The sequence below is a fragment of the Streptomyces sp. AC550_RSS872 genome, from assembly GCF_019049285.1.
Taxonomy (GTDB): Bacteria; Actinomycetota; Actinomycetes; order Streptomycetales; family Streptomycetaceae; genus Streptomyces.
Genome location: NZ_JAGMUL010000058.1, coordinates 211,084 through 228,741, shown reverse-complemented (window position 1 = coordinate 228,741; position 17,658 = coordinate 211,084). Strand labels below are relative to the sequence as shown.

General features: G+C 70.9%; 15 protein-coding genes. 11 read left to right on the top strand and 4 right to left on the bottom strand.

Features of this window, described 5'->3' with window-relative positions:
* Positions 1 to 91: 91 nt before the first annotated feature.
* On the top strand, positions 92 to 1,066 hold the full coding sequence (locus KUM44_RS24105; RefSeq protein ID WP_217210894.1) for a nucleoside hydrolase: 975 nt from the start codon (positions 92 to 94) through the stop codon (positions 1,064 to 1,066).
* A 187-nt stretch (positions 1,067 to 1,253) separates the two neighbouring features.
* Here the strand turns inward: KUM44_RS24105 and KUM44_RS24100 are convergent, their stop codons facing one another.
* Positions 1,254 to 2,189, bottom strand: coding sequence for an LAETG motif-containing sortase-dependent surface protein (locus KUM44_RS24100; protein WP_217210893.1), 936 nt, complete (start codon positions 2,187 to 2,189; stop codon positions 1,254 to 1,256).
* A 247-nt stretch (positions 2,190 to 2,436) separates the two neighbouring features.
* On the opposite strand from KUM44_RS24100, the gene KUM44_RS24095 reads away from it, so the two are divergent.
* The 3 genes from KUM44_RS24095 (at position 2,437) to KUM44_RS24085 (ending at position 5,780) form a co-directional block, all read left to right on the top strand.
* On the top strand, positions 2,437 to 4,119 hold the full coding sequence (locus tag KUM44_RS24095; RefSeq protein WP_217210892.1) for a glycoside hydrolase family 13 protein: 1,683 nt from the start codon (positions 2,437 to 2,439) through the stop codon (positions 4,117 to 4,119).
* Between the two features lie 188 nt (positions 4,120 to 4,307).
* Entirely contained in the window at positions 4,308 to 5,114 is an 807-nt protein-coding gene (locus tag KUM44_RS24090) for a carboxypeptidase regulatory-like domain-containing protein (RefSeq protein ID WP_217210890.1), read from the top strand.
* 51 nt (positions 5,115 to 5,165) lie between these two features.
* Positions 5,166 to 5,780: a DinB family protein gene (locus KUM44_RS24085; RefSeq protein WP_217210888.1), complete on the top strand. Its 615-nt coding sequence runs from the start codon at positions 5,166 to 5,168 to the stop codon at positions 5,778 to 5,780.
* A gap of 36 nt (positions 5,781 to 5,816) precedes the next feature.
* On the opposite strand, the gene KUM44_RS24080 is transcribed toward KUM44_RS24085, so the two are convergent.
* The 3 genes from KUM44_RS24080 to KUM44_RS24070 form a co-directional block, all read right to left on the bottom strand.
* Positions 5,817 to 6,185, bottom strand: a complete 369-nt coding sequence (locus tag KUM44_RS24080; RefSeq protein ID WP_217210887.1) for a DUF6479 family protein — start codon at positions 6,183 to 6,185, stop codon at positions 5,817 to 5,819.
* Between the two features lie 400 nt (positions 6,186 to 6,585).
* Positions 6,586 to 7,233, bottom strand: a complete 648-nt coding sequence (locus KUM44_RS24075; RefSeq protein ID WP_217210884.1) for a DUF305 domain-containing protein — start codon at positions 7,231 to 7,233, stop codon at positions 6,586 to 6,588.
* Positions 7,234 to 7,344: 111 nt separating this feature from the next.
* Positions 7,345 to 7,803, bottom strand: a complete 459-nt coding sequence (locus tag KUM44_RS24070; RefSeq protein WP_308402708.1) for a DUF6153 family protein — start codon at positions 7,801 to 7,803, stop codon at positions 7,345 to 7,347.
* 409 nt (positions 7,804 to 8,212) lie between these two features.
* Here KUM44_RS24070 and KUM44_RS24065 point away from each other — a divergent pair, with 409 nt between their 5' ends.
* The 7 genes from KUM44_RS24065 to KUM44_RS24035 all read left to right on the top strand — a co-directional run bounded on the left by KUM44_RS24065 (position 8,213) and on the right by KUM44_RS24035 (position 17,651).
* Positions 8,213 to 9,694 (top strand): xanthine dehydrogenase small subunit, encoded by a 1,482-nt coding sequence (locus tag KUM44_RS24065; RefSeq protein WP_217210882.1) that lies wholly within the window; start codon positions 8,213 to 8,215, stop codon positions 9,692 to 9,694.
* The gene (gene xdhB, locus KUM44_RS24060) at positions 9,691 to 12,069 is read left to right on the top strand and encodes a xanthine dehydrogenase molybdopterin binding subunit (protein WP_217210880.1); all 2,379 of its coding nucleotides are present in this window, start codon (positions 9,691 to 9,693) and stop codon (positions 12,067 to 12,069) included. The genes KUM44_RS24065 and xdhB overlap by 4 nt, the downstream gene beginning before the upstream one ends.
* Position 12,070: 1 nt before the next feature.
* Complete coding sequence (xdhC, locus tag KUM44_RS24055; protein ID WP_217210878.1) at positions 12,071 to 12,880, top strand: xanthine dehydrogenase accessory protein XdhC; 810 nt, start codon at positions 12,071 to 12,073, stop codon at positions 12,878 to 12,880.
* Between the two features lie 136 nt (positions 12,881 to 13,016).
* Positions 13,017 to 13,520 carry a nucleoside deaminase gene (locus KUM44_RS24050; RefSeq protein ID WP_217210875.1) on the top strand — a complete coding sequence of 168 codons (504 nt, stop codon included), beginning with the start codon at positions 13,017 to 13,019 and terminating at the stop codon, positions 13,518 to 13,520.
* Between the two features lie 249 nt (positions 13,521 to 13,769).
* Positions 13,770 to 14,735 (top strand): hypothetical protein, encoded by a 966-nt coding sequence (locus KUM44_RS24045; RefSeq protein WP_254389977.1) that lies wholly within the window; start codon positions 13,770 to 13,772, stop codon positions 14,733 to 14,735.
* A 3-nt stretch (positions 14,736 to 14,738) separates the two neighbouring features.
* Positions 14,739 to 15,803 (top strand): FAD-binding oxidoreductase, encoded by a 1,065-nt coding sequence (locus tag KUM44_RS24040; RefSeq protein ID WP_217210873.1) that lies wholly within the window; start codon positions 14,739 to 14,741, stop codon positions 15,801 to 15,803.
* Between the two features lie 36 nt (positions 15,804 to 15,839).
* Positions 15,840 to 17,651, top strand: a complete 1,812-nt coding sequence (locus KUM44_RS24035) for a carbamoyltransferase C-terminal domain-containing protein (RefSeq protein WP_254389976.1) — start codon at positions 15,840 to 15,842, stop codon at positions 17,649 to 17,651.
* The last annotated feature ends 7 nt before the right edge of the window (positions 17,652 to 17,658 follow it).

Genomic DNA, 17,658 nt, shown 5'->3' with positions numbered 1-17,658 from the left:
CGACGCACTCCACCTGTACGACACCGTAAGGTCGGGTTCGCGGAACCCGCCACCGCAGAACCGCCAACGCACCCGTGTGAGGAGCCTCGCCGTGACGAACGCCGAAGGGCAGCCCATCCCGGTGATCATCGACTGCGACACCGGTGTCGACGACGCTCTGGCGCTGCTGTTCGCCGTACGCCATCCGGGGCTCGACGTACGCGCCGTCACCTGCGTGGCGGGCAACACCGACGTGGACGGCGTCGTACGCAACACCCTGACCGTGCTGGAGCTGGCCGGGACCCCGGACATCCCCGTCGCGCGGGGCGCCGCACGTCCGCTGATCGAGCCCGCGCGCTCGGCACGGCATGTGCACGGCGAGGACGGCATGGGCGACATCGGCCTGCCCGCCCCGACCCGCGCCCCGGCCGACGTGGACGCGGTGACGCTGCTGCGCCGCGAGATCCTGGCGTCCCCGCGCCCGGTCACCCTCATCCCGACCGCGCCCCTCACCAACATCGCCCTGCTGCTGCGCACACACCCCGAGGTGACCCGCAACATCGAGCGGATCGTCTTCATGGGCGGCGCCGTGGCCACCGGAAACGCCACGCCGGTCGCGGAGTTCAACGTCTGGCACGACCCGGAGGCCGCCGCCGTCGCGCTCACCGCGGGGGTACCGATCACCATGTACGGCCTGGACGTCTTCCAGCGGGTCGTGATCCCCGGGGCGGACGTACGGCGGCTGCGGGCGAGCTCGGATCCGGGTACCCGGCTCGCCGGTGACCTGCTGTCCCACCGCCCGGCCACCCCGGACGTCGCCGCCGACTCCGAGGCGGGCGGCATCGGCGACGCGGGCGCCGTCTGCACGGTCGTGGACCCGGCGGGCATCACCACCCGCCTCCTCCCCGTCGAGGTTTCCCTCGCCCCGGGGCCGACGCGGGGCCAGACCATCGTCGACCGGCGCCCCCGTCCCGGTGAGTCCGAGATCCACGAGGGCCTGCGCGAGCAGCAGTTGGTGGACGTGGCCCTGGACGTGGACGTCGACCGGTTCGTGAAGCTGTATCTGGCGACGGTGGAACGCGTCTGACCGGGTGGCCACCGGGCACAAGGGCCCGGTGCCCGTCGTGCACGGCGACCGCTCCCCCGCCGGGCACGCCCTGCGCCCCACGCAGGTGGATGCGGCCGACCGCGTCGGTGGCCCGCCGTCACACCGCAAAGGGGCCCGGGGTGATCACCCCGGGCCCCTTCACACACCATCGGTTTCACACCGTCGGTCAGGAACGCGTCGCGCGCTTCCGCCTCGACATCACGACGAACGCCGCGCCGCCCGCCACCAGCGCCACCGCGCCCAGGGCGATCGGGCCGGTCGCGCTGCTGCCGCCGGTCTCGGCGAGGTTGTCGCCGCCGCCGTTCGGCTTGGGCGCCGGGGGAGTCGTCGACTCGGAGGTCTCCGGCGTCGGGGTTCCGGGGGACGGCGTCTGAGAGGCCGGCGGCGTCGTCTCCTCGGCCGGGGTCGACGGCTCGTCCGTCGCGGGCTCCGACGGCTCCGCCGGCGGCGTGGTCGGGGGCTCCTCGGTGGCCGGAGGCTCGCTCGTGCAGTCCTTCGTGCCGCCGTTCCAGGCCGCGATCAGCTTGTCCTTGATGACCGGGCGGTCCGGGCCCTTGGGTACGTCGCCGTGGACGAAGCCGTCGTTCGCGTCGAGCTTGCCGTCGAACCTGACCGCGCCCCGGTACAGGTCGATCTGCGCGAAGCAGCCCGCGTCCGGGACGGCGATGTCGAGGGAGTCGGTCTGGCCGGGCTTGACCGTGACCGTGTCGAAGTCGACGAAGACCTGCTCGCCGGAGGTCGCGAAGGTCGCGCCGTGGGCGAGGTAGGAGGCGAGCGAGGCGGTGCAGGTCGTGGCGTCGGCGGCGGCGCGGACCTTGATGTGGACCTTGCCGTCGTCGGTGACCTTCAGGTTCTGGTCGTCGACCTTGACGGAGTCGTAGAAGTTCGAGCCGTCGAGCGAGAACTGGCAGCGATCGGTGGCCGTCTCCGTGCCGGCGCCGGTGCCGGGCTGGTAGGTGCCGCCGGACTTCCAGCCGTCGCCGCCGGGCGAACCGGTGGCCCAGGCTCCGGAGGCGGAGGCGACGGTGGCCGCGCAGAGGGCGAGCGACGCGGCGCCCGTCCCCAACAGGCGTCGCGCGATGACACGTCTCGCTATGGACATGCGTATCCCATCGTGGGGTGGTCGAAGAAGAATCACTGGGCTCATTGGTCACACACGCCACAGTGTCTGCACATCGTCGGGCGACGTGAGAAGGCTGTCAACCTGCGATAACGCCAGGGAAGTTCAAAAAGAAATCACAATTGCGTCACGCGGGGAATGATCTACTCCGCTCCTCCCGGTGTTCGCTTTTCCGGCCAAGTGGACAGAGTTCTCACTGTCGCCCGTACACACCCGACGAGGAGACCGCGTGACCGTCCGCACCACCACGATCGCCGACTCGACCCCCGACCTCTCCTCCAGCAACCCCGACTGGTGGCGGCAGGCCGTCATCTACCAGGTCTACCCCCGCAGCTTCGCCGACGGCGACGGCGACGGGCTCGGTGACCTGAAGGGCGTCGCCCAGCGGCTCAACCACCTCGCCGCCCTCGGAGTGGACGCCCTGTGGCTCAGCCCCTTCTACCCCTCCGAACTGGCCGACGGCGGCTACGACGTCGCCGACTACCGTGCCGTCGACCCGCGCCTTGGCACCCTCGACGACTTCGACGTCCTGGTCGCCGAGGCCCACCGGCTCGGGCTGAAGGTGATCGTCGACCTGGTCCCCAACCACACCTCCCACCAGCACGTCTGGTTCCAGGAGGCGCTGCGCTGCGGCCCCGGCTCCGCCGCCCGCGACCGCTACGTCTTCCGCCCCGGCCGCGGCGCGCACGGCGAACTCCCGCCCACCGACTGGCAGTCCGTCTTCGGCGGCAGCGCCTGGCGCCGGGTCCCCGACGGCGAGTGGTACCTGCACCTCTTCACGCCCCAGCAGCCCGACCTGAACTGGGAGAACGACGAGGTCCGCGCCGACTTCCGCACCACCCTGCGGTTCTGGTCCGACCGGGGTGTCGACGGCTTCCGCGTCGATGTCGCCCACGCGCTGGCCAAGGACCTCAGCGAGCCGCTGCGCGACCTCGGCGCCCCGGAACTCAGCCGCGAGGAGGCGCTCCCGGACCTCCCGCCCGGCACCCACCCCTTCTACGACCGCGACGAGGTCCACGAGATCTACCGCGACTGGCGCAAGATCCTCGACGCCTACCGCCCGCCGCGCATGGCGGTCGCCGAGGCCTGGGTGACCCCGGCCGCCCGCCGCGCCCTGTACGCCCGCCCCGACGAACTGGGCCAGGCCTTCAACTTCGAGTACCTGCAAGCGGGTTGGGGTGCCGAGGAGCTGAAGCAGGTCATCGCCGACTCGCTCGCCACGGCCCGCGCGGCGGGCGCCTCCGCCACCTGGGTGCTGTCCAACCACGACGTCGTACGCCACGCCTCCCGTCTGATGCTCCCGCCCGGCACGGACGACAACGCCTGGCTGCTGTCCGGCGGCCACGCACCGGCCGTCGACGAGGCGGCCGGCCTGCGCCGCGCCCGCGCCGCGACCCTCCTCATGCTGGCGCTGCCCGGTTCCTCGTACGTCTACCAGGGCGAGGAACTCGGCCTGCCCGAGGTCGCCGACCTGCCCTTCGAGGTCCTCCAGGACCCGATCTGGGAACAGACGGGCCGCGTCCGCAAGGGCCGCGACGGCTGCCGGGTGCCGCTGCCGTGGACGACGACGGGGCCCTCGTACGGGTTCGGCGCGGGCAGGTCCTGGCTGCCCCAGCCGGCGAGCTTCGCGGCGTACGCGGTCCAGGCCCAGGACGGGGTGGAGGGTTCGACCCTGGAGCTCTACCGCAGGGCCCTGCGGCTGCGCCGCAAGCTGCTGGAGGGGGAGGAACTTCAGTGGGCGCCGGACACCCCGCCCGGCGTCCTGCACTTCACCCGCTCGGAGGGCTGGCGGTGCGTGGCCAACCTGTCCGGTACGGCCGTGGAGCTGCCGCCGGGTGAGGTGCTGCTCTCGAGCGCGCCTTTGGAGGAGGGCGGCCTGCTGGGCCCGGACACGACGGTCTGGCTGACGTGACGGGAGGTCGTTTCAGGGCTTCAGGGTCACCCGGGGTTCGCCCGTATCGACCGACGGCCGACGCCCGGACGGGTGGTGCACAGGGCGCCGCGGGCCCGTACGGCCGAGCAGAGCGCGCCGTTCGCGGGGCCGGCCGCGAGAATCGCGGGCAAGGGTGCCGCCGAGGTGTGTGAGGAGCTCCGCCGACGATGAGCAGGTCCTGGAAGACGACGATCCTCGGTTTGCTCGCCGTCGCGGGCGTGGTGATCACGCCGGGGACGGCCCACGGCGGTGACGACCTGTGGGCGAGCGCGACCATCGAACCCGGACGGGAAGGCATCGTCGAGGTCGGCGGCTACGCGGGGACACCGCTGGGCGCGGGCTCGGTCCTGACCCTGACGGCGCCGTCGACGACGACCGTGACGGGGACGCCGATCACCGGTACCGGGTACCGGGGATCGGTGGCTCCGGGCGGGAGCACGGGGACGTACACCTTCGAGGGGGCGCCCGCCGCGGCCGAGGAACCGCAGGAGTCGGCACCGGTGGCCTGGAAGGACCGTAAGTACCCCTTCCTCCTGTCGGTCCCCGCGGACGCCGAGCCCGGCACCCGGCTCCCCGACTGCGCCCTGGTCCTGCGCGACGCGGACGGCACCGTACGGCAGAAGGGCACCTGCACCGTGACGGTCGGACTGCCCGCGCCGTCCTTCTCCCGCCCCCACTCGGGCGTGCCGCTGAACGCGCGGCCCAAGATGGTGGGGACGGCCTATCCCGGCGCCCAGGTCACGGTCCGCGACGCCGGGGAGGAGGAGATCTGCGCGACGACCACCGCCCCCAGCGGCGTGTGGTGGTGCACCCCGGGCCGCGCCCTCCCCCCGGGCACGGGCCGCCTCCAGGCGACGGCCACGCTGAACGGCGTGAGCGCGACGAGCGAACAGATCGACATCCTGGTGACGGGCTCGACGGACGGGCGGACGGACACGGTCTCGGACAGCGCCGGCGGCCGGCTTCAGAGGTAGGGGCCCGGTTGCCGCGGTCCCGCTGTCAGTGCGGGGTGCAAGACTCCCCGCATGATGGCAACGGACCCGAAAGCGGACCTCCTCCGCTATCTCCAGGACGCGCGTGACGCCCTCGTGTGGAAGCTCGACGGGCTCTCGGAGTACGACGTCCGCCGCCCCCTGACCCCCACCGGCACCAACCTGTTGGGGCTGGTCAAGCATGTCGCCGCCGTGGAGCTGGGCTACTTCGGCGACACCTTCGGCCGGCCGTTCTTCACCGAGGAGCCGCCACCGCCCTGGTGGTACACCGAGGACGCCGAACCCAACGCGGACATGTGGGCCACAGCGGACGAGTCGCGGGAGGAGATCGTCGGCCTGTACCGCCAGGCCTGGCAGCACGCCGACGGCACATTCGAGGCGCTGCCGCTCGACGCGACCGGTCACGTCCCGTGGTGGCCGGAGGAACGGCGCGAGGTGACGCTGCACCACCTCATGGTGCGCGTGATCGCCGACAGCCAGCGGCACGCCGGCCACGCCGACATCGTGCGCGAACTCATCGACGGCAGCGTCGGGTACGGCAAGGGCAAGGAGGACCTGCCGCAGGGCGACCGGACCTGGTGGGACAACCACCGAAGCCGACTGGAGCGGGCGGCGCGGGAGGCAGGCAACGGGAGCGGCAGCGGCTGATCAGGGGGTGCCGGCGCTTCAACGCCCGGTAGCGGCTCAGCCGTGCCCCAGGCCGCCCCCGCCGAAGGAACCGCTCTTTCCGGGCAGCCAGCGTTTGCGGTGCTGGTCCTCGCTGCGCCTGCTGCCGGCGTGGTGCAGCTCGTGCGGCAGGAGTCGTTCCCGGCCCTGCGAGTGCGGCACTTCGTCCGGCTCCCTGATCTCGCGCTCCTCGTGGACCGGGCCGGTCTCGGGGAGGTGCGGCTGCTCGTCGGGCGTGGGCCGGGGCAGTTCTCGATCACGGACCCGCATGCCGAGCTGCACGGCCCAGACCAGGGCGCCGGCGATGAACAGGCCACCCGCGAAGGCGGCGATCACGTTGAGTACTTCACTCGACGTGGCCGCAACTACAAACGTCGCTGTACTCATGCCCCAATTATCACAGAAACGGACGAATAAGCTCCCGGTAGGAGGGCCGGAATCGCCCCTGCCGCTTGTTCTCGCGGGTCTACGCGCGTTCCCCGGCCTAGGGCGTGTTGCGAAAGTCCCGCCTGCCGGGCGACGCCTGGCACGCCCTCTCGCCGCACCGGGCGAAAGCCCACGTACAACCAGTACGAGGGCTTCCGCCCGGCACGCCGAGAGCACGCACCAGACGCCGCCCGGCCCGCCCTTCGGGCGGACGACGGGACTTTCGCAACACGCCCTAGGCCTGACCGTCGACGCGCCGCCGGCCGCGCGGCCCGCCCGGCCTTTGTCGCGATCGTGGACCGGGCGGGTCCTGAGGCGTCGTAACAGCGCCGCCTGGGCCTGAAGTGAACGCCCCGGTGCGTCAGCTCCCGGTGTTGCCGGCGTTCTTGCCGAGCAGCTTGTTCATCTCCTCGATCTCGGCGGTCTGGGCGGTGACGACGGCGTCGGCCAGACCGGTCGCGGGGCCGTACTCGCCCTTCGCCTTCTCGTCCTCGGCCATCTCCACCGCGCCCTCGTGGTGCTCGACCATCAGGTTCAGGAACAGCGCGTCGAAGGCCTTGCCGGAGGCCTTCGACAGCTTGGCCATGTCGTCCTCGCCCATCATCCCGGGCATGCCGGAGGCGTCGGACCCGCCCGAGTGACCGGAGTGGTCCATGCCGCCGGGCGCCGCCGACGGCACGTCCTCGCCCCACGTCTTCAGCCACCCGGTCATCGTCCTGATCTCCGGGTCCTGGGCCTTCTCGATGCGGGCGGCGAGGTCCTTGACCTGAGCCGAGGAAGCGCGGTCGGCGGCCATCTCCGCCATCTGGAGGGCCTGCTGGTGGTGGGGGATCATGCCCTGCGCGAAGGAGACGTCCTGCGCGTTGTGGGCCTCGGTGGTCTGGCCCGCCCCGGAGGCCGCGGTGTCCGGCTGGTCGTCCGCGCCGCAGCCGACGAGGACGAACGCGGAGGTGACGGCGGCCGCGGCCAGGGCGGCGCGACGAAGCACGGTGGTACGGATGCTGGTCATGCTGGGAACTCCTGCGATGTACGTGAGTCGCCGCACCGCTCGCGGCGCGGCATGGGCATGGCTGAGTGCCGTACGCCCGCAGGTGACGGGGACGGACGGCTCGGCCTTGTCCTAGGTCCGCAGGATCTGAAGTTCGGCCAGCGAGGGAGGCGCGCGCCCGCCCTCGGTCGCGACGGTCACGGAACGGCGGTCGAGGCCCCCGGTGACCGCAGCGCCGCCCGGGTCGGGTGCCAGGGCGGGCAGCACGGGGCCCGCGCCCAGGGCACTGGAGGCGCAGGTGGGGTCGGCGTGCTGGGCGTGTCCGCCGCCCGGGTCGGCGCCGTGGCAGACGGTTTCGTCGGTCATGGACGTCGTAGGGCCGCCGCCCATGATGTGTGCCGACGCGTGATGCGGCGAGGCATGAGAGGCCTGAGAGGCATGTGACGCATGCGAGCCGGCCGCGACCACGTTGCCGGGTGCGAGCGCGTGCATCCCGAGCAGTCCGGCGAGCAGCCCGAGCAGCAGAAGCATGCGCCACGGCCCCGTCACGGGGAGCCGCGGCGCACGGTGGTGCTGTGCGCGGGCTGTCACGCCCTCATCGTACGTAGCCCGCGCGGGGCCGGTTCACCACCGTCGAAGGCGAAGCTGTTCCGGAGCCGACCCCTTGACCTCGGTGGCCCCGGCCACTAATTTGCGGTAAACGTCGACCCAAATCACCGAAAGGAGGCGACCGGCGGATGAACACCACCTCTGATCTTGGTCGCCTCGCCCAGAGCACGGTCTGGGTTCCGGGTCGCATCGCGCACGGCTGCTGAGTACGCCGTTCTGACGTGCCCTTTCGTGGCACGGTCCGGGTTTCCCGTCACCACCTTCCGGCACGCCGCGCTTGCGTGCCGTTCTGCGCCCGCTCTTCTCACGTGGCGCGTCTGCACACAGAAAGCTGCCTGGAATTGGCGAACATCATGAATCGACCTGTCACGCTCCGAAACGAAGGCCTGTCATGACAGAGGCGCGGATCACGGTCAACGGGAAAGAAACACCGATTTCACCGGCTGCACCCCACACCACCGTGCTGGATTTCCTGCGCGAGCGTGGTCTCACCGGCACCAAGGAGGGCTGCGCCGAGGGTGAATGCGGCGCCTGTTCTGTCCTGGTGGCCCGGCCCGGGGTGAACAAGCCCACCGACTGGGTGGCGGTCAACGCCTGCCTGGTCCCGGCCGCGGCGCTCGACGGCCAGGAGGTCATCACCTCCGAAGGTCTCGCCACCGTCGGCGAACCCGGCACGCCGCCCGCCCTGCACCCGGTGCAGGAGGAGATGGCGGTCCGCGGCGGCTCCCAGTGCGGTTACTGCACGCCGGGCTTCGTATGCAGCATGGCCGCGGAGTACTACCGGCCGAACCGCTGCGCGCACGCGGACCCGGCCGACGGCGCGGACTCGGCCGAGAGCGCCGACGCCGAGCACGGCCCGAACGGTTTCGACCTGCACGCGCTGAGCGGAAACCTGTGCCGCTGCACCGGTTACCGCCCGATCCGCGATGCCGCCTTCGCCGTAGGGGAACCCACCGAGGACGACCCGCTGGCGCAGCGCCGCGAGCAGTCCCCGCCCGCACCGGTCGCCACCGAGTACGCCCAGGACGACAGCGCGTTCCTGCGGAAGGACACCCTGGCCGAAACGCTGCGGCTGCTGCGCGAGCGGCCCGAGGCCGTGGTCGTCGCCGGCTCCACGGACTGGGGCGTGGAGGTCAACATCCGTGGCCGCCGGGCGGATTGCGTGGTCGCCATCGACCGGCTTCCCGAACTGCGCGAGCTGCGCGTCGAGTCCGACCACATCGAGATCGGGGCGGCGCTGACGCTCACCGAGATCGAGCGGCGGCTCGACGGTGACGTCCCGCTCCTCGCAGAGCTGTTCCCGCAGTTCGCGTCCCGGCTCATCCGCAACGGCGCGACCCTCGGCGGCAACTTGGGTACCGGATCGCCCATCGGAGACAGCCCGCCGGTGCTGCTCGCCCTCGACGCGGCGCTGGTGCTCGCCGACGCCGACGGTGAGCGCGAGGTCCCGCTGGCCGACTACTTCACCGGGTACCGGCAGAGCGTGCGCCGTCCCGGCGAGCTGATCCGCGCGGTGCGCATCCCGCTGCCGCTGTCGCCGGTCACGGCCTTCCACAAGATCGCCAAGCGGCGTTTCGACGACATCTCCAGCGTGGCGGTCGCTTTCGCGCTCGACATCGAGGACGGGATCGTCCGCAAGGCACGGATCGGCCTGGGCGGCGTGGCCGCCACCCCGATCCGCGCCCTCGCCACCGAGGCCGCCCTGGAAGGCAGGCCCTGGTCGGCGGAGACTGTAGAGGCAGCGGCCCGGGTGCTGCGGGGCGAGGGCACGCCGATGGACGACCATCGCGCCAGCTCCCTCTACCGCTCCGCCATGCTCGGCCAGAGCCTCAGGAAGCTGCACGCACAGACCACCGAGGCGGTGTCGTCATGAGCCATCTGTCCGAGCGCCCCGAGAAGCCGGTCGTCGGCGTCTCCATGCCGCACGAGAGTGCCTTCCAGCACGTCACCGGCACCGCGCTCTACACCGACGACCTGATCCACCGCACCAAGGACGTGCTGCACGCCTACCCGGTGCAGGTCATGAAGGCCCACGGCCGGATCACCAAGCTGGACACCAAGCCCGCGCTCGACGTGCCCGGCGTGGTCCGGGTGCTGACCGGTGCCGACGTGCCCGGCGTCAACGACGCCGGCATGAAGCACGACGAGCCGCTCTTCCCCGACGAGGTCATGTTCTACGGCCACGCGGTGGCCTGGGTGCTCGGTGAGACCCTCGAAGCGGCCCGGCTCGGTGCCGCGGCCGTCGAGGTGGAGCTCGACGAGCGGCCCGCGCTGATCACGCTGCACGACGCGATGGCGGCCGAGAGCTACCACGGTGCCAGGCCGCTGATGGAGACCGGCGACATCGACGCCGGCTTCGCCGACTCCGCGCACGTGTTCACCGGTGAGTTCCAGTTCGCCGGCCAGGAGCACTTCTACCTGGAGACCCACGCGGCCCTCGCCCAGGTCGACGAGAACGGGCAGATCTTCATCCAGAGCAGCACCCAGCACCCGTCGGAGACCCAGGAGATCGTCTCCCATGTGCTCGGCGTACCCGCTCACGAGGTGACCGTGCAGTGCCTGCGGATGGGCGGCGGCTTCGGCGGCAAGGAGATGCAGCCGCACGGGTTCGCGGCCGTCGCCGCGCTCGGCGCCAAGCTGACCGGCCGCCCGGTCCGCTTCCGGCTCAACCGGACGCAGGACCTGACCATGTCCGGCAAGCGGCACGGCTTCCACGCCTCGTGGAAGATCGGCTTCGACGCCGACGGCCGTATCCAGGCGCTCGACGCCACGCTGACCGCGGACGGCGGCTGGAGCCTGGACCTGTCCGAGCCGGTCCTGGCCCGCGCGCTGTGCCACATCGACAACACGTACTGGATCCCCAACGCGCGGGTCGCCGGTCGTATCGCCAAGACCAACACGGTCTCCAACACCGCCTTCCGCGGCTTCGGCGGACCCCAGGGCATGCTGGTGATCGAGGACATCCTGGGCCGCGTCGCGCCGCGGCTCGGCCTCGACCCCATGGAGCTGCGCGAGCGCAACTTCTACCAGCCCGACCAGGGCCAGACGACGCCGTACGGCCAGCCGGTCACCCAGGCCGAGCGGATCTCCACCGTCTGGCGGGAGGTCCAGGACAACGGCGGGATCGCCGATCGCAAGCGCGAGATCGCCGCGTTCAACGCCGCGCACCCGCACACCAAGCGGGCCCTCGCGATCACCGGCATCAAGTTCGGTATCTCGTTCAACCTCACCGCCTTCAACCAGGGCGGCGCGCTGGTGCTGATCTACAAGGACGGCTCCGTCCTGATCAACCACGGCGGCACCGAGATGGGCCAGGGCCTGCACACCAAGATGATCCAGGTGGCCGCGACCACCCTGGGCATCCCGCCGCACAAGGTCCGCCTCGCCCCGACGCGCACCGACAAGGTGCCCAACACCTCGGCGACCGCGGCCAGTTCGGGCGCGGACCTCAACGGAGGGGCGATCAAGAACGCCTGCGAGCAGCTGCGCGGGCGGCTGCTGGAGGTGGCCGCCTCTCAGCTGGGCGTCAACGCCTCCGACGTGCGCATCGTCGAGGGCGTCGCACGCGCCCTGGGCAGCGACAGGGAGCTGGCCTGGGACGACCTGGTGCACACCGCGTACTTCCAGCGGGTGCAGCTGTCGGCGGCCGGCTTCTACCGGACCGAGGGGCTGCACTGGGACGTGAAGTCCTTCCGCGGCACGCCGTTCAAGTACTTCGCCTACGGCGCCGCGGCGACCGAGGTGGAGGTCGACGGGTTCACCGGCGCGTACCGCATCCGGCGGGTGGACATCGTCCACGACGTCGGCGAGAGCCTGTCCCCGATGATCGACATCGGTCAGGTCGAGGGCGGCTTCGTGCAGGGCGCGGGCTGGCTGACGCTGGAGGACCTGCGCTGGGACACCAGCGACGGGCCGCACCGCGGCCGGCTGCAAACCCAGGCGGCGAGCACGTACAAACTGCCGAGCTTCTCCGAGATGCCGCAGGAGTTCAACGTCACGCTGCTGGAGAACGCCACGGAGGAGGGCGCGGTCTACGGCTCCAAGGCCGTGGGCGAGCCTCCGCTGATGCTGGCGTTCTCGGTGCGCGAGGCGCTGCGGCAGGCCGCCGCCGCGTTCGGGCCGAGCGGGGTCAGCGTCGATCTGGCCTCGCCCGCGACGCCGGAAGCGGTCTACTGGGCGATCCAGGAGGCCCGCGAGGGCGCCGCCGACCGGGTCCGGACCGACGTAGAAGCGCTGAGCGGTGCCTGACATGACATGGATCGCCGCGGTCGCGCGGTTGCGGGCACGCCGGGAGACCGGCGTCCTCGTGACCGTCGCGACCGTGCGCGGCCACGCCCCGCGTGACGCCGGTGCAAAGCTCGTCGTGGGGCGGACCGGGACATGGGGCTCGATCGGCGGCGGCAACGTCGAGGCCGTCGCGATCGACCGGGCCCGGGAGATGATCGCCGCCGCAAAGCCGGAGCCGGAGCTGATCGACTTCGCCCTGAACGACAAGGTGACCAACCAGCACGGCGTGCAGTGCTGCGGCGGCACGGTCCAGGTGCTGCTCGAACCGCTGCCGGTGGTGAAGGCGGTGGCGATCTTCGGTGTCGGGCACGTCGGTCTTGAACTGGCGCGCATCCTGGCACGTCAGGACCTCGACCTCCATCTGGTCGACAGCCGCTCCGACATCCTCACCGAGGAGCGGCTCGGGGTTCTGGCGGACGCGGTGGCGCAGGTGCACGTGCATCACACGCCGCTGCTGCCCGAAGAGGTGCTGGAGGAGCTGCCGCGCGGCACCCACGTCCTGATCATGACCCACGATCACGCCGAGGACGCCGCCCTGTGCGACGCCGCCCTGCGCACCGATCACCTCGGCTCCATCGGGCTGATCGGGTCGGCGGCGAAGTGGGTACGGTTCCGTAAGCGACTGTCCACCGAGGGCGGTCACGACGACGCCACCATCGACCGGATCAAGACCCCGATCGGACTGGCCGACATCACCGGCAAGGAGCCCGCGACCATCGCCGTGAGCGTCGCCGCCGATCTGCTGCGCACCTTCGAGACCGGGGAGAACTGACTCGCCCGCTGTTCATACGAATCTCCAAGCGGCGTCGGCCGGCCAGTCAACTCCTTCATGGTTTCGGTGACTGACCCTCGACGGGGCCCGGCGGGTGTACTTGCGCTGGGAGTGGCCCATAGGAGAAGGAGCGACCGTGACCGCGTACACCCAGGAAACGTCCGTCCAGGAGACCGAGCGCGTCTGGATGGAGGAGGCCATCGGCCTCGCCGTCAGCAGCGTGCAGAGCGGCGGCGGTCCGTTCGGCGCGCTGATCGCCAAGGACGGTGAGATCGTCGCGATCGGGAACAACAAGGTCACCGCGAACCTGGACCCCACGGCGCACGGCGAGGTGAGCGCGATCCGTGCCGCCTGCCAGAAGCTGGGCACCTTCTCGCTCGAAGGCTGCGTCCTGGTCACCTCGTGCGAGCCGTGCCCGATGTGTCTGTCCTCCGCGCTGTGGGCACGGGTCGACCGGATCATCTTCGCCGCTGACCGGGATGACGCCGCGGTGGCCGGTTTCGACGACCGCAAGTTCTACGACCTGTTCGAGAAGCGGCCCGCGGAGCTGTGGCCGATGGCCATCGAGCGCGTGGACATGCCGAACCGTACGGCGCCGTTCGACGCGTGGCTGGCCAAGTCCGACCGCGTCGACTACTGAGCGCCCCTTTGAACGAGGCCCCCGGGCCGCTGTGTTGTGACGTGCGACGTCTCCATACGGCGGCCCGGGGGCCTCGTCGGCTCTCTCCCCTTGTGTGCTTGTCCAACTCGCCCTGAGCTGCGGTTCCGTAGAAACCCACAAACTGCGGCCCCCAGGCCGATCAAGGTTTCATGTTTTCAACGCCTGGCTGGAATACGCCTGTTGGCGATGGACTCCTCGGACAAGCCGAAGCGACGAAGGGGAAAAGCCTTGTCCGAGAAGCTGCCTGCCCGTCAGATCGAGATCTCCTGGCCCGACCTCGGCATCACGGTCACCGCCGACCTCGACGACCGCAACCCGGCACTCGCCGCGGCCCTGTGGGACTCCCTGCCCTACCGGAGCCTCCAGGGACACGCCCTCATCGCGGGCGAACACCTCTACCACGTGGCGCCGATACCCACCCTCCTGCACACCCCCCACGCCACCCGTATCCCCGACCGGCGCGAGGCCCCCGACGGCACCGTGTTCTGCTCCGGCTTGCAGCACCTGGGCATCAAGTACGGCACCCTGACCGAGCCGATGCCCGCCACCCCCGTCGGCCGGATCCGTGCGGCGGACATGCCCGCCCTGCTGGAAGCCGGGGCCGCGATCTGGGACGCCGTCTACTCCACGAAGAAGCAGATCCTCGCCGAAGTCCGCCGCGCGGGCGAGCCGGGCGGCCACCGCATCCCGATGCTCCACGCCGCCAACACGGCCGCCAGCCACCTGATCGCCGACATCTACGCCGAGACCGAGAAGATCTGGCTCGCGCCCCCGGCCGAGCTGGACGACCTCCACCAGGGCATCATCCCCTCCCGGGCAGGCAACTTCGGCACCGTCCTGCCCACCTTGCTGTTCGTCAACGGCGAGACCCGGCCCCTGGGTTACGCCGCCTACGGCGGACTCGTCCGCGCCGCGGTCCAGGACATGCCCATGGACTCCCTCGTCCGCATGACCCGCCTCCTGGTCGGCGTCCCCGCCGAGTTCCTGGGCTACTGCGGTCTGGAGAAGCTGTGGGCGTTCACCCAGCGCTTCCTCGAGGTCCTCGACCGCCTCGACCGGGACGACTTCTACGCCGTCACCAGCCAGATGGCCCTCTACATCAACTGCCTCGGCGGCTGGAACCTCCAGCTGTACCCGTGGGAGACCGGAGACCACCTGCGTCAGCAGGGCGCCGGCGTCAAGGAAGGCGTGTAGACCGTGAGCGCCCTGCCTGCCCGCGCCGACGCCGTCGTCATCGGCGGGGGAGTGATCGGAACCTCCGCCGCCTTCCACCTCGCCGAAGCCGGCGTGGACACCGTGCTGCTGGAACGCGGAAGCCTCGGCGGCGGGGCGTCCGCGCACACGGCCGGCATGGTCCGCACCTACTTCCCGGGCGACCCCCGCACCGGGCGGACGGCCGTGCGCAGCCTGAACGCCTATCACGACTTCGCCCGCCGCACCGCGGCCCCCCTCGCCCTGAAGCGGCTCGGGTTCATGGCGCTGTTCACCGACGAACAGCAGATCGCCGACTTCGAGGCCGGCCATCAGGCCCAGCAGGCCGCAGGAGTCCAGGTCGACCTGATCAGTGCCCGCGCAGCGGCCGAGCTCAACCCGCTGGTCGACGAGCGCGCCGTCCTGGCCGCCGCCTGGTCACCGGAGGCGTACCACGTGGACGGCCTCGACATCGTCCGCGGCTACGCCGCCGCCGCCCGCGACCACGGCGCCCGCCTGTTCACGCACACACCCGTCACACGCATCGGCGACGACAACACCGTCCACACCGCGCAGGGCAGCATCAAGGCGGACAGCGTCGTGTGCGCGGCCGGGCCCTGGTCGGGCGAGGTGGCATCGATGGCATCGGTCGACCTGCCGCTGACGCCCCACGCGATCGAGATGCTGTTCACCGACATCCCGCCCTCCCCGCACCGCGAGATGCCCGAGATTTCAGAGATGCCCATGACGATGCACGCCGCGTCCGGGCTGCGGCTCCGCTCGTGGCAGGACCGCATCCTCCTCGCCATGGGCGCACCCAAGGCCGGCGAAGCACGCGAAGCCTGGCTCGGCCGCATCGCCGGCCATCTCGGCACCCTGTTCCCCGCGTTGGACGGCATCGGCCTGCATCGCGCGTGGAGCGGCGACTTCGACGCCAGCCCCGACAACGCCGCCTTCATCGGCGCGCACCCCACCCGCCGCTTCCTGTACGCGGCCGGATTCACCGGCGCGGGCCTGTGCCAGGCACCCGCGGCCGGGGAGAAGCTCCGCGATCTGCTGATCGCCAAGTAGCCCCATAACAGGCCGTAGCGGGCCATCGCAGGCCCCATGACCGGAAAGACTGCCGTGATCGTTCTCGGATGTAATGGTTTCAGCCAGGTGTCGGAGTTCTTCTCCGAACGCCTCGGCGCGACCGGCATCAACAAGCACTACCTCTTGGGCCACGACGCCGCCGCCGCGCTTCTGATCGACGGCCGCCTGGTCGCCGCGGTGGAGGAGGAACGCCTCAACCGGGAGAAGAAGACCACCGACTTCCCCGCGAACGCGATCGACTGGTGCCTGGAGGAAGCCGGGATCACGTTCGGTGACGTCGACCTGTTCGCCTTCCCCTGGAACTGGTCCACCCAGGTTCTGAACGAGATCCTGGACGGCATCCGCACCTCGCCGATGCCGCAGGACGCGAAGACCCGCCTCATGGGCGACATGGCCGACCTGTTCGACAAGGTCGTCAGCCACGAAGCGATGCTCGCGGACTTCGAGGCCCGCACCGGGCACCGCCCCGACCCGGCCAAGGTCCGCTTCGTGCCGCACCACCTGGCCCACGCCACGACCGGCTACTACCTCGCCGGCATGACGGACTGCGCGTTCCTCGTCAGCGACGGCCGCGCCGAACGCTTCTCGACGCTGACGGGCGAGATCCGCGACGGCAGGATCACCGTCTTCGACGACACCGTCACCGGCGCCCAGTACTCCATCGGCACCCTGTTCTCCGCCCTCACCCGCTTCCTCGGCTTCGTCCCCAACAACGACGAGTACAAGGTGATGGGCCTGGCCGGATACACCACGCCCCCGACGCCGAACCCGTTCATCGAGCACCTGCTCCGGCTGCACGACGACGGCCGCTACACCTTCACCGAGCCCCTTCGGACCGACGACCCGCACAGCCACGACGCCCTGTTCGAGGAGTACTTCGGGCCCTTCGAGGACACCCTCGAATACAAGGCCCGCGTCGCCGCAGCCGCGCAGCAGATGCTGAACGTCGCCACCGCCCACCAGGTCGGCCACCTGGAGAAGAGGACGGATCTCGACCGGCTGCTGTTCGAAGGCGGCGTCGCCCTGAACTGCCTGAACAACACGCCGCTGTTGGAAGGCTCCCGCTTCGCGGACATGCAGGTCAGCTTCGGCGCCTCCGACACCGGCATCACCATCGGGGCCGCGGCCCACGCCTGGCTCAACCACCCCGGCACCGGCCCCGCGGACATCCTCGCCGCCTCCGCGCCGGTCACCCCCTATCTGGGTCCGGCCTACGACGAGGCCGCGATCGAGAAGGCCCTCGAAGGCTTCACCGGCCGCGTCGTCGTGTCCCGCCTGGACGACGACGAGGTGGTCGACCAGGTGGCGAAGCTGCTGACGCGGAAGGTCGTCATCGGCTGGTTCGAAGGCCGCGTCGAACACGGGCCACGCGCGCTGGGGCATCGCAGCATCCTCGCCAACCCCGGCTTCGCCGACATCAAGGACATCATCAACACCCGGGTCAAACACCGCGAACCCTTCCGCCCGTTCGCTCCCCTGGTCCTCGAGGAGCAGGCGCCGGAGATCTTCGACATGGGGCGCAAGACCAGTTCCCCGTACATGACGTTCGTCTTCCCCGTCCGCGACGCGTACAAGGACCGCATCCCCGGCGCCGTACACGTGGACGGCACCTCCCGGATCCAGACCCTGACGGACGAGGGAACCCCACGGCTCACGGCGCTGCTGCGGAGGTTCATCGAACTCACCGGCACGCCCTGCCTGATCAACACCTCGTTCAACGTCGCCGGCGAACCCATCGTCTGCACGCCCACCGACGCCCTGAACTGCTTCATGGGCACCGAGATCGACTATCTGGTCCTCGGAAACCACCTCGTCGCCAAGAGCTAGGAGCAGC

Bases quoted from the DNA above. Each gene is read 5' to 3' on its own strand.
- KUM44_RS24100 (WP_217210893.1), bottom strand. From the start codon at position 2,189: ATGTCCATAGCGAGACGTGTCATCGCGCGACGCCTGTTGGGGACGGGC.
- KUM44_RS24090 (WP_217210890.1), top strand. From the start codon at position 4,308: ATGAGCAGGTCCTGGAAGACGACGATCCTCGGTTTGCTCGCCGTCGCG.
- KUM44_RS24085 (WP_217210888.1), top strand. From the start codon at position 5,166: ATGATGGCAACGGACCCGAAAGCGGACCTCCTCCGCTATCTCCAGGAC.
- KUM44_RS24080 (WP_217210887.1), bottom strand. From the start codon at position 6,185: ATGAGTACAGCGACGTTTGTAGTTGCGGCCACGTCGAGTGAAGTACTC.
- KUM44_RS24075 (WP_217210884.1), bottom strand. From the start codon at position 7,233: ATGACCAGCATCCGTACCACCGTGCTTCGTCGCGCCGCCCTGGCCGCG.
- KUM44_RS24065 (WP_217210882.1), top strand. From the start codon at position 8,213: ATGACAGAGGCGCGGATCACGGTCAACGGGAAAGAAACACCGATTTCA.
- xdhB (WP_217210880.1), top strand. From the start codon at position 9,691: ATGAGCCATCTGTCCGAGCGCCCCGAGAAGCCGGTCGTCGGCGTCTCC.
- xdhC (WP_217210878.1), top strand. From the start codon at position 12,071: ATGACATGGATCGCCGCGGTCGCGCGGTTGCGGGCACGCCGGGAGACC.
- KUM44_RS24035 (WP_254389976.1), top strand. From the start codon at position 15,840: ATGACCGGAAAGACTGCCGTGATCGTTCTCGGATGTAATGGTTTCAGC.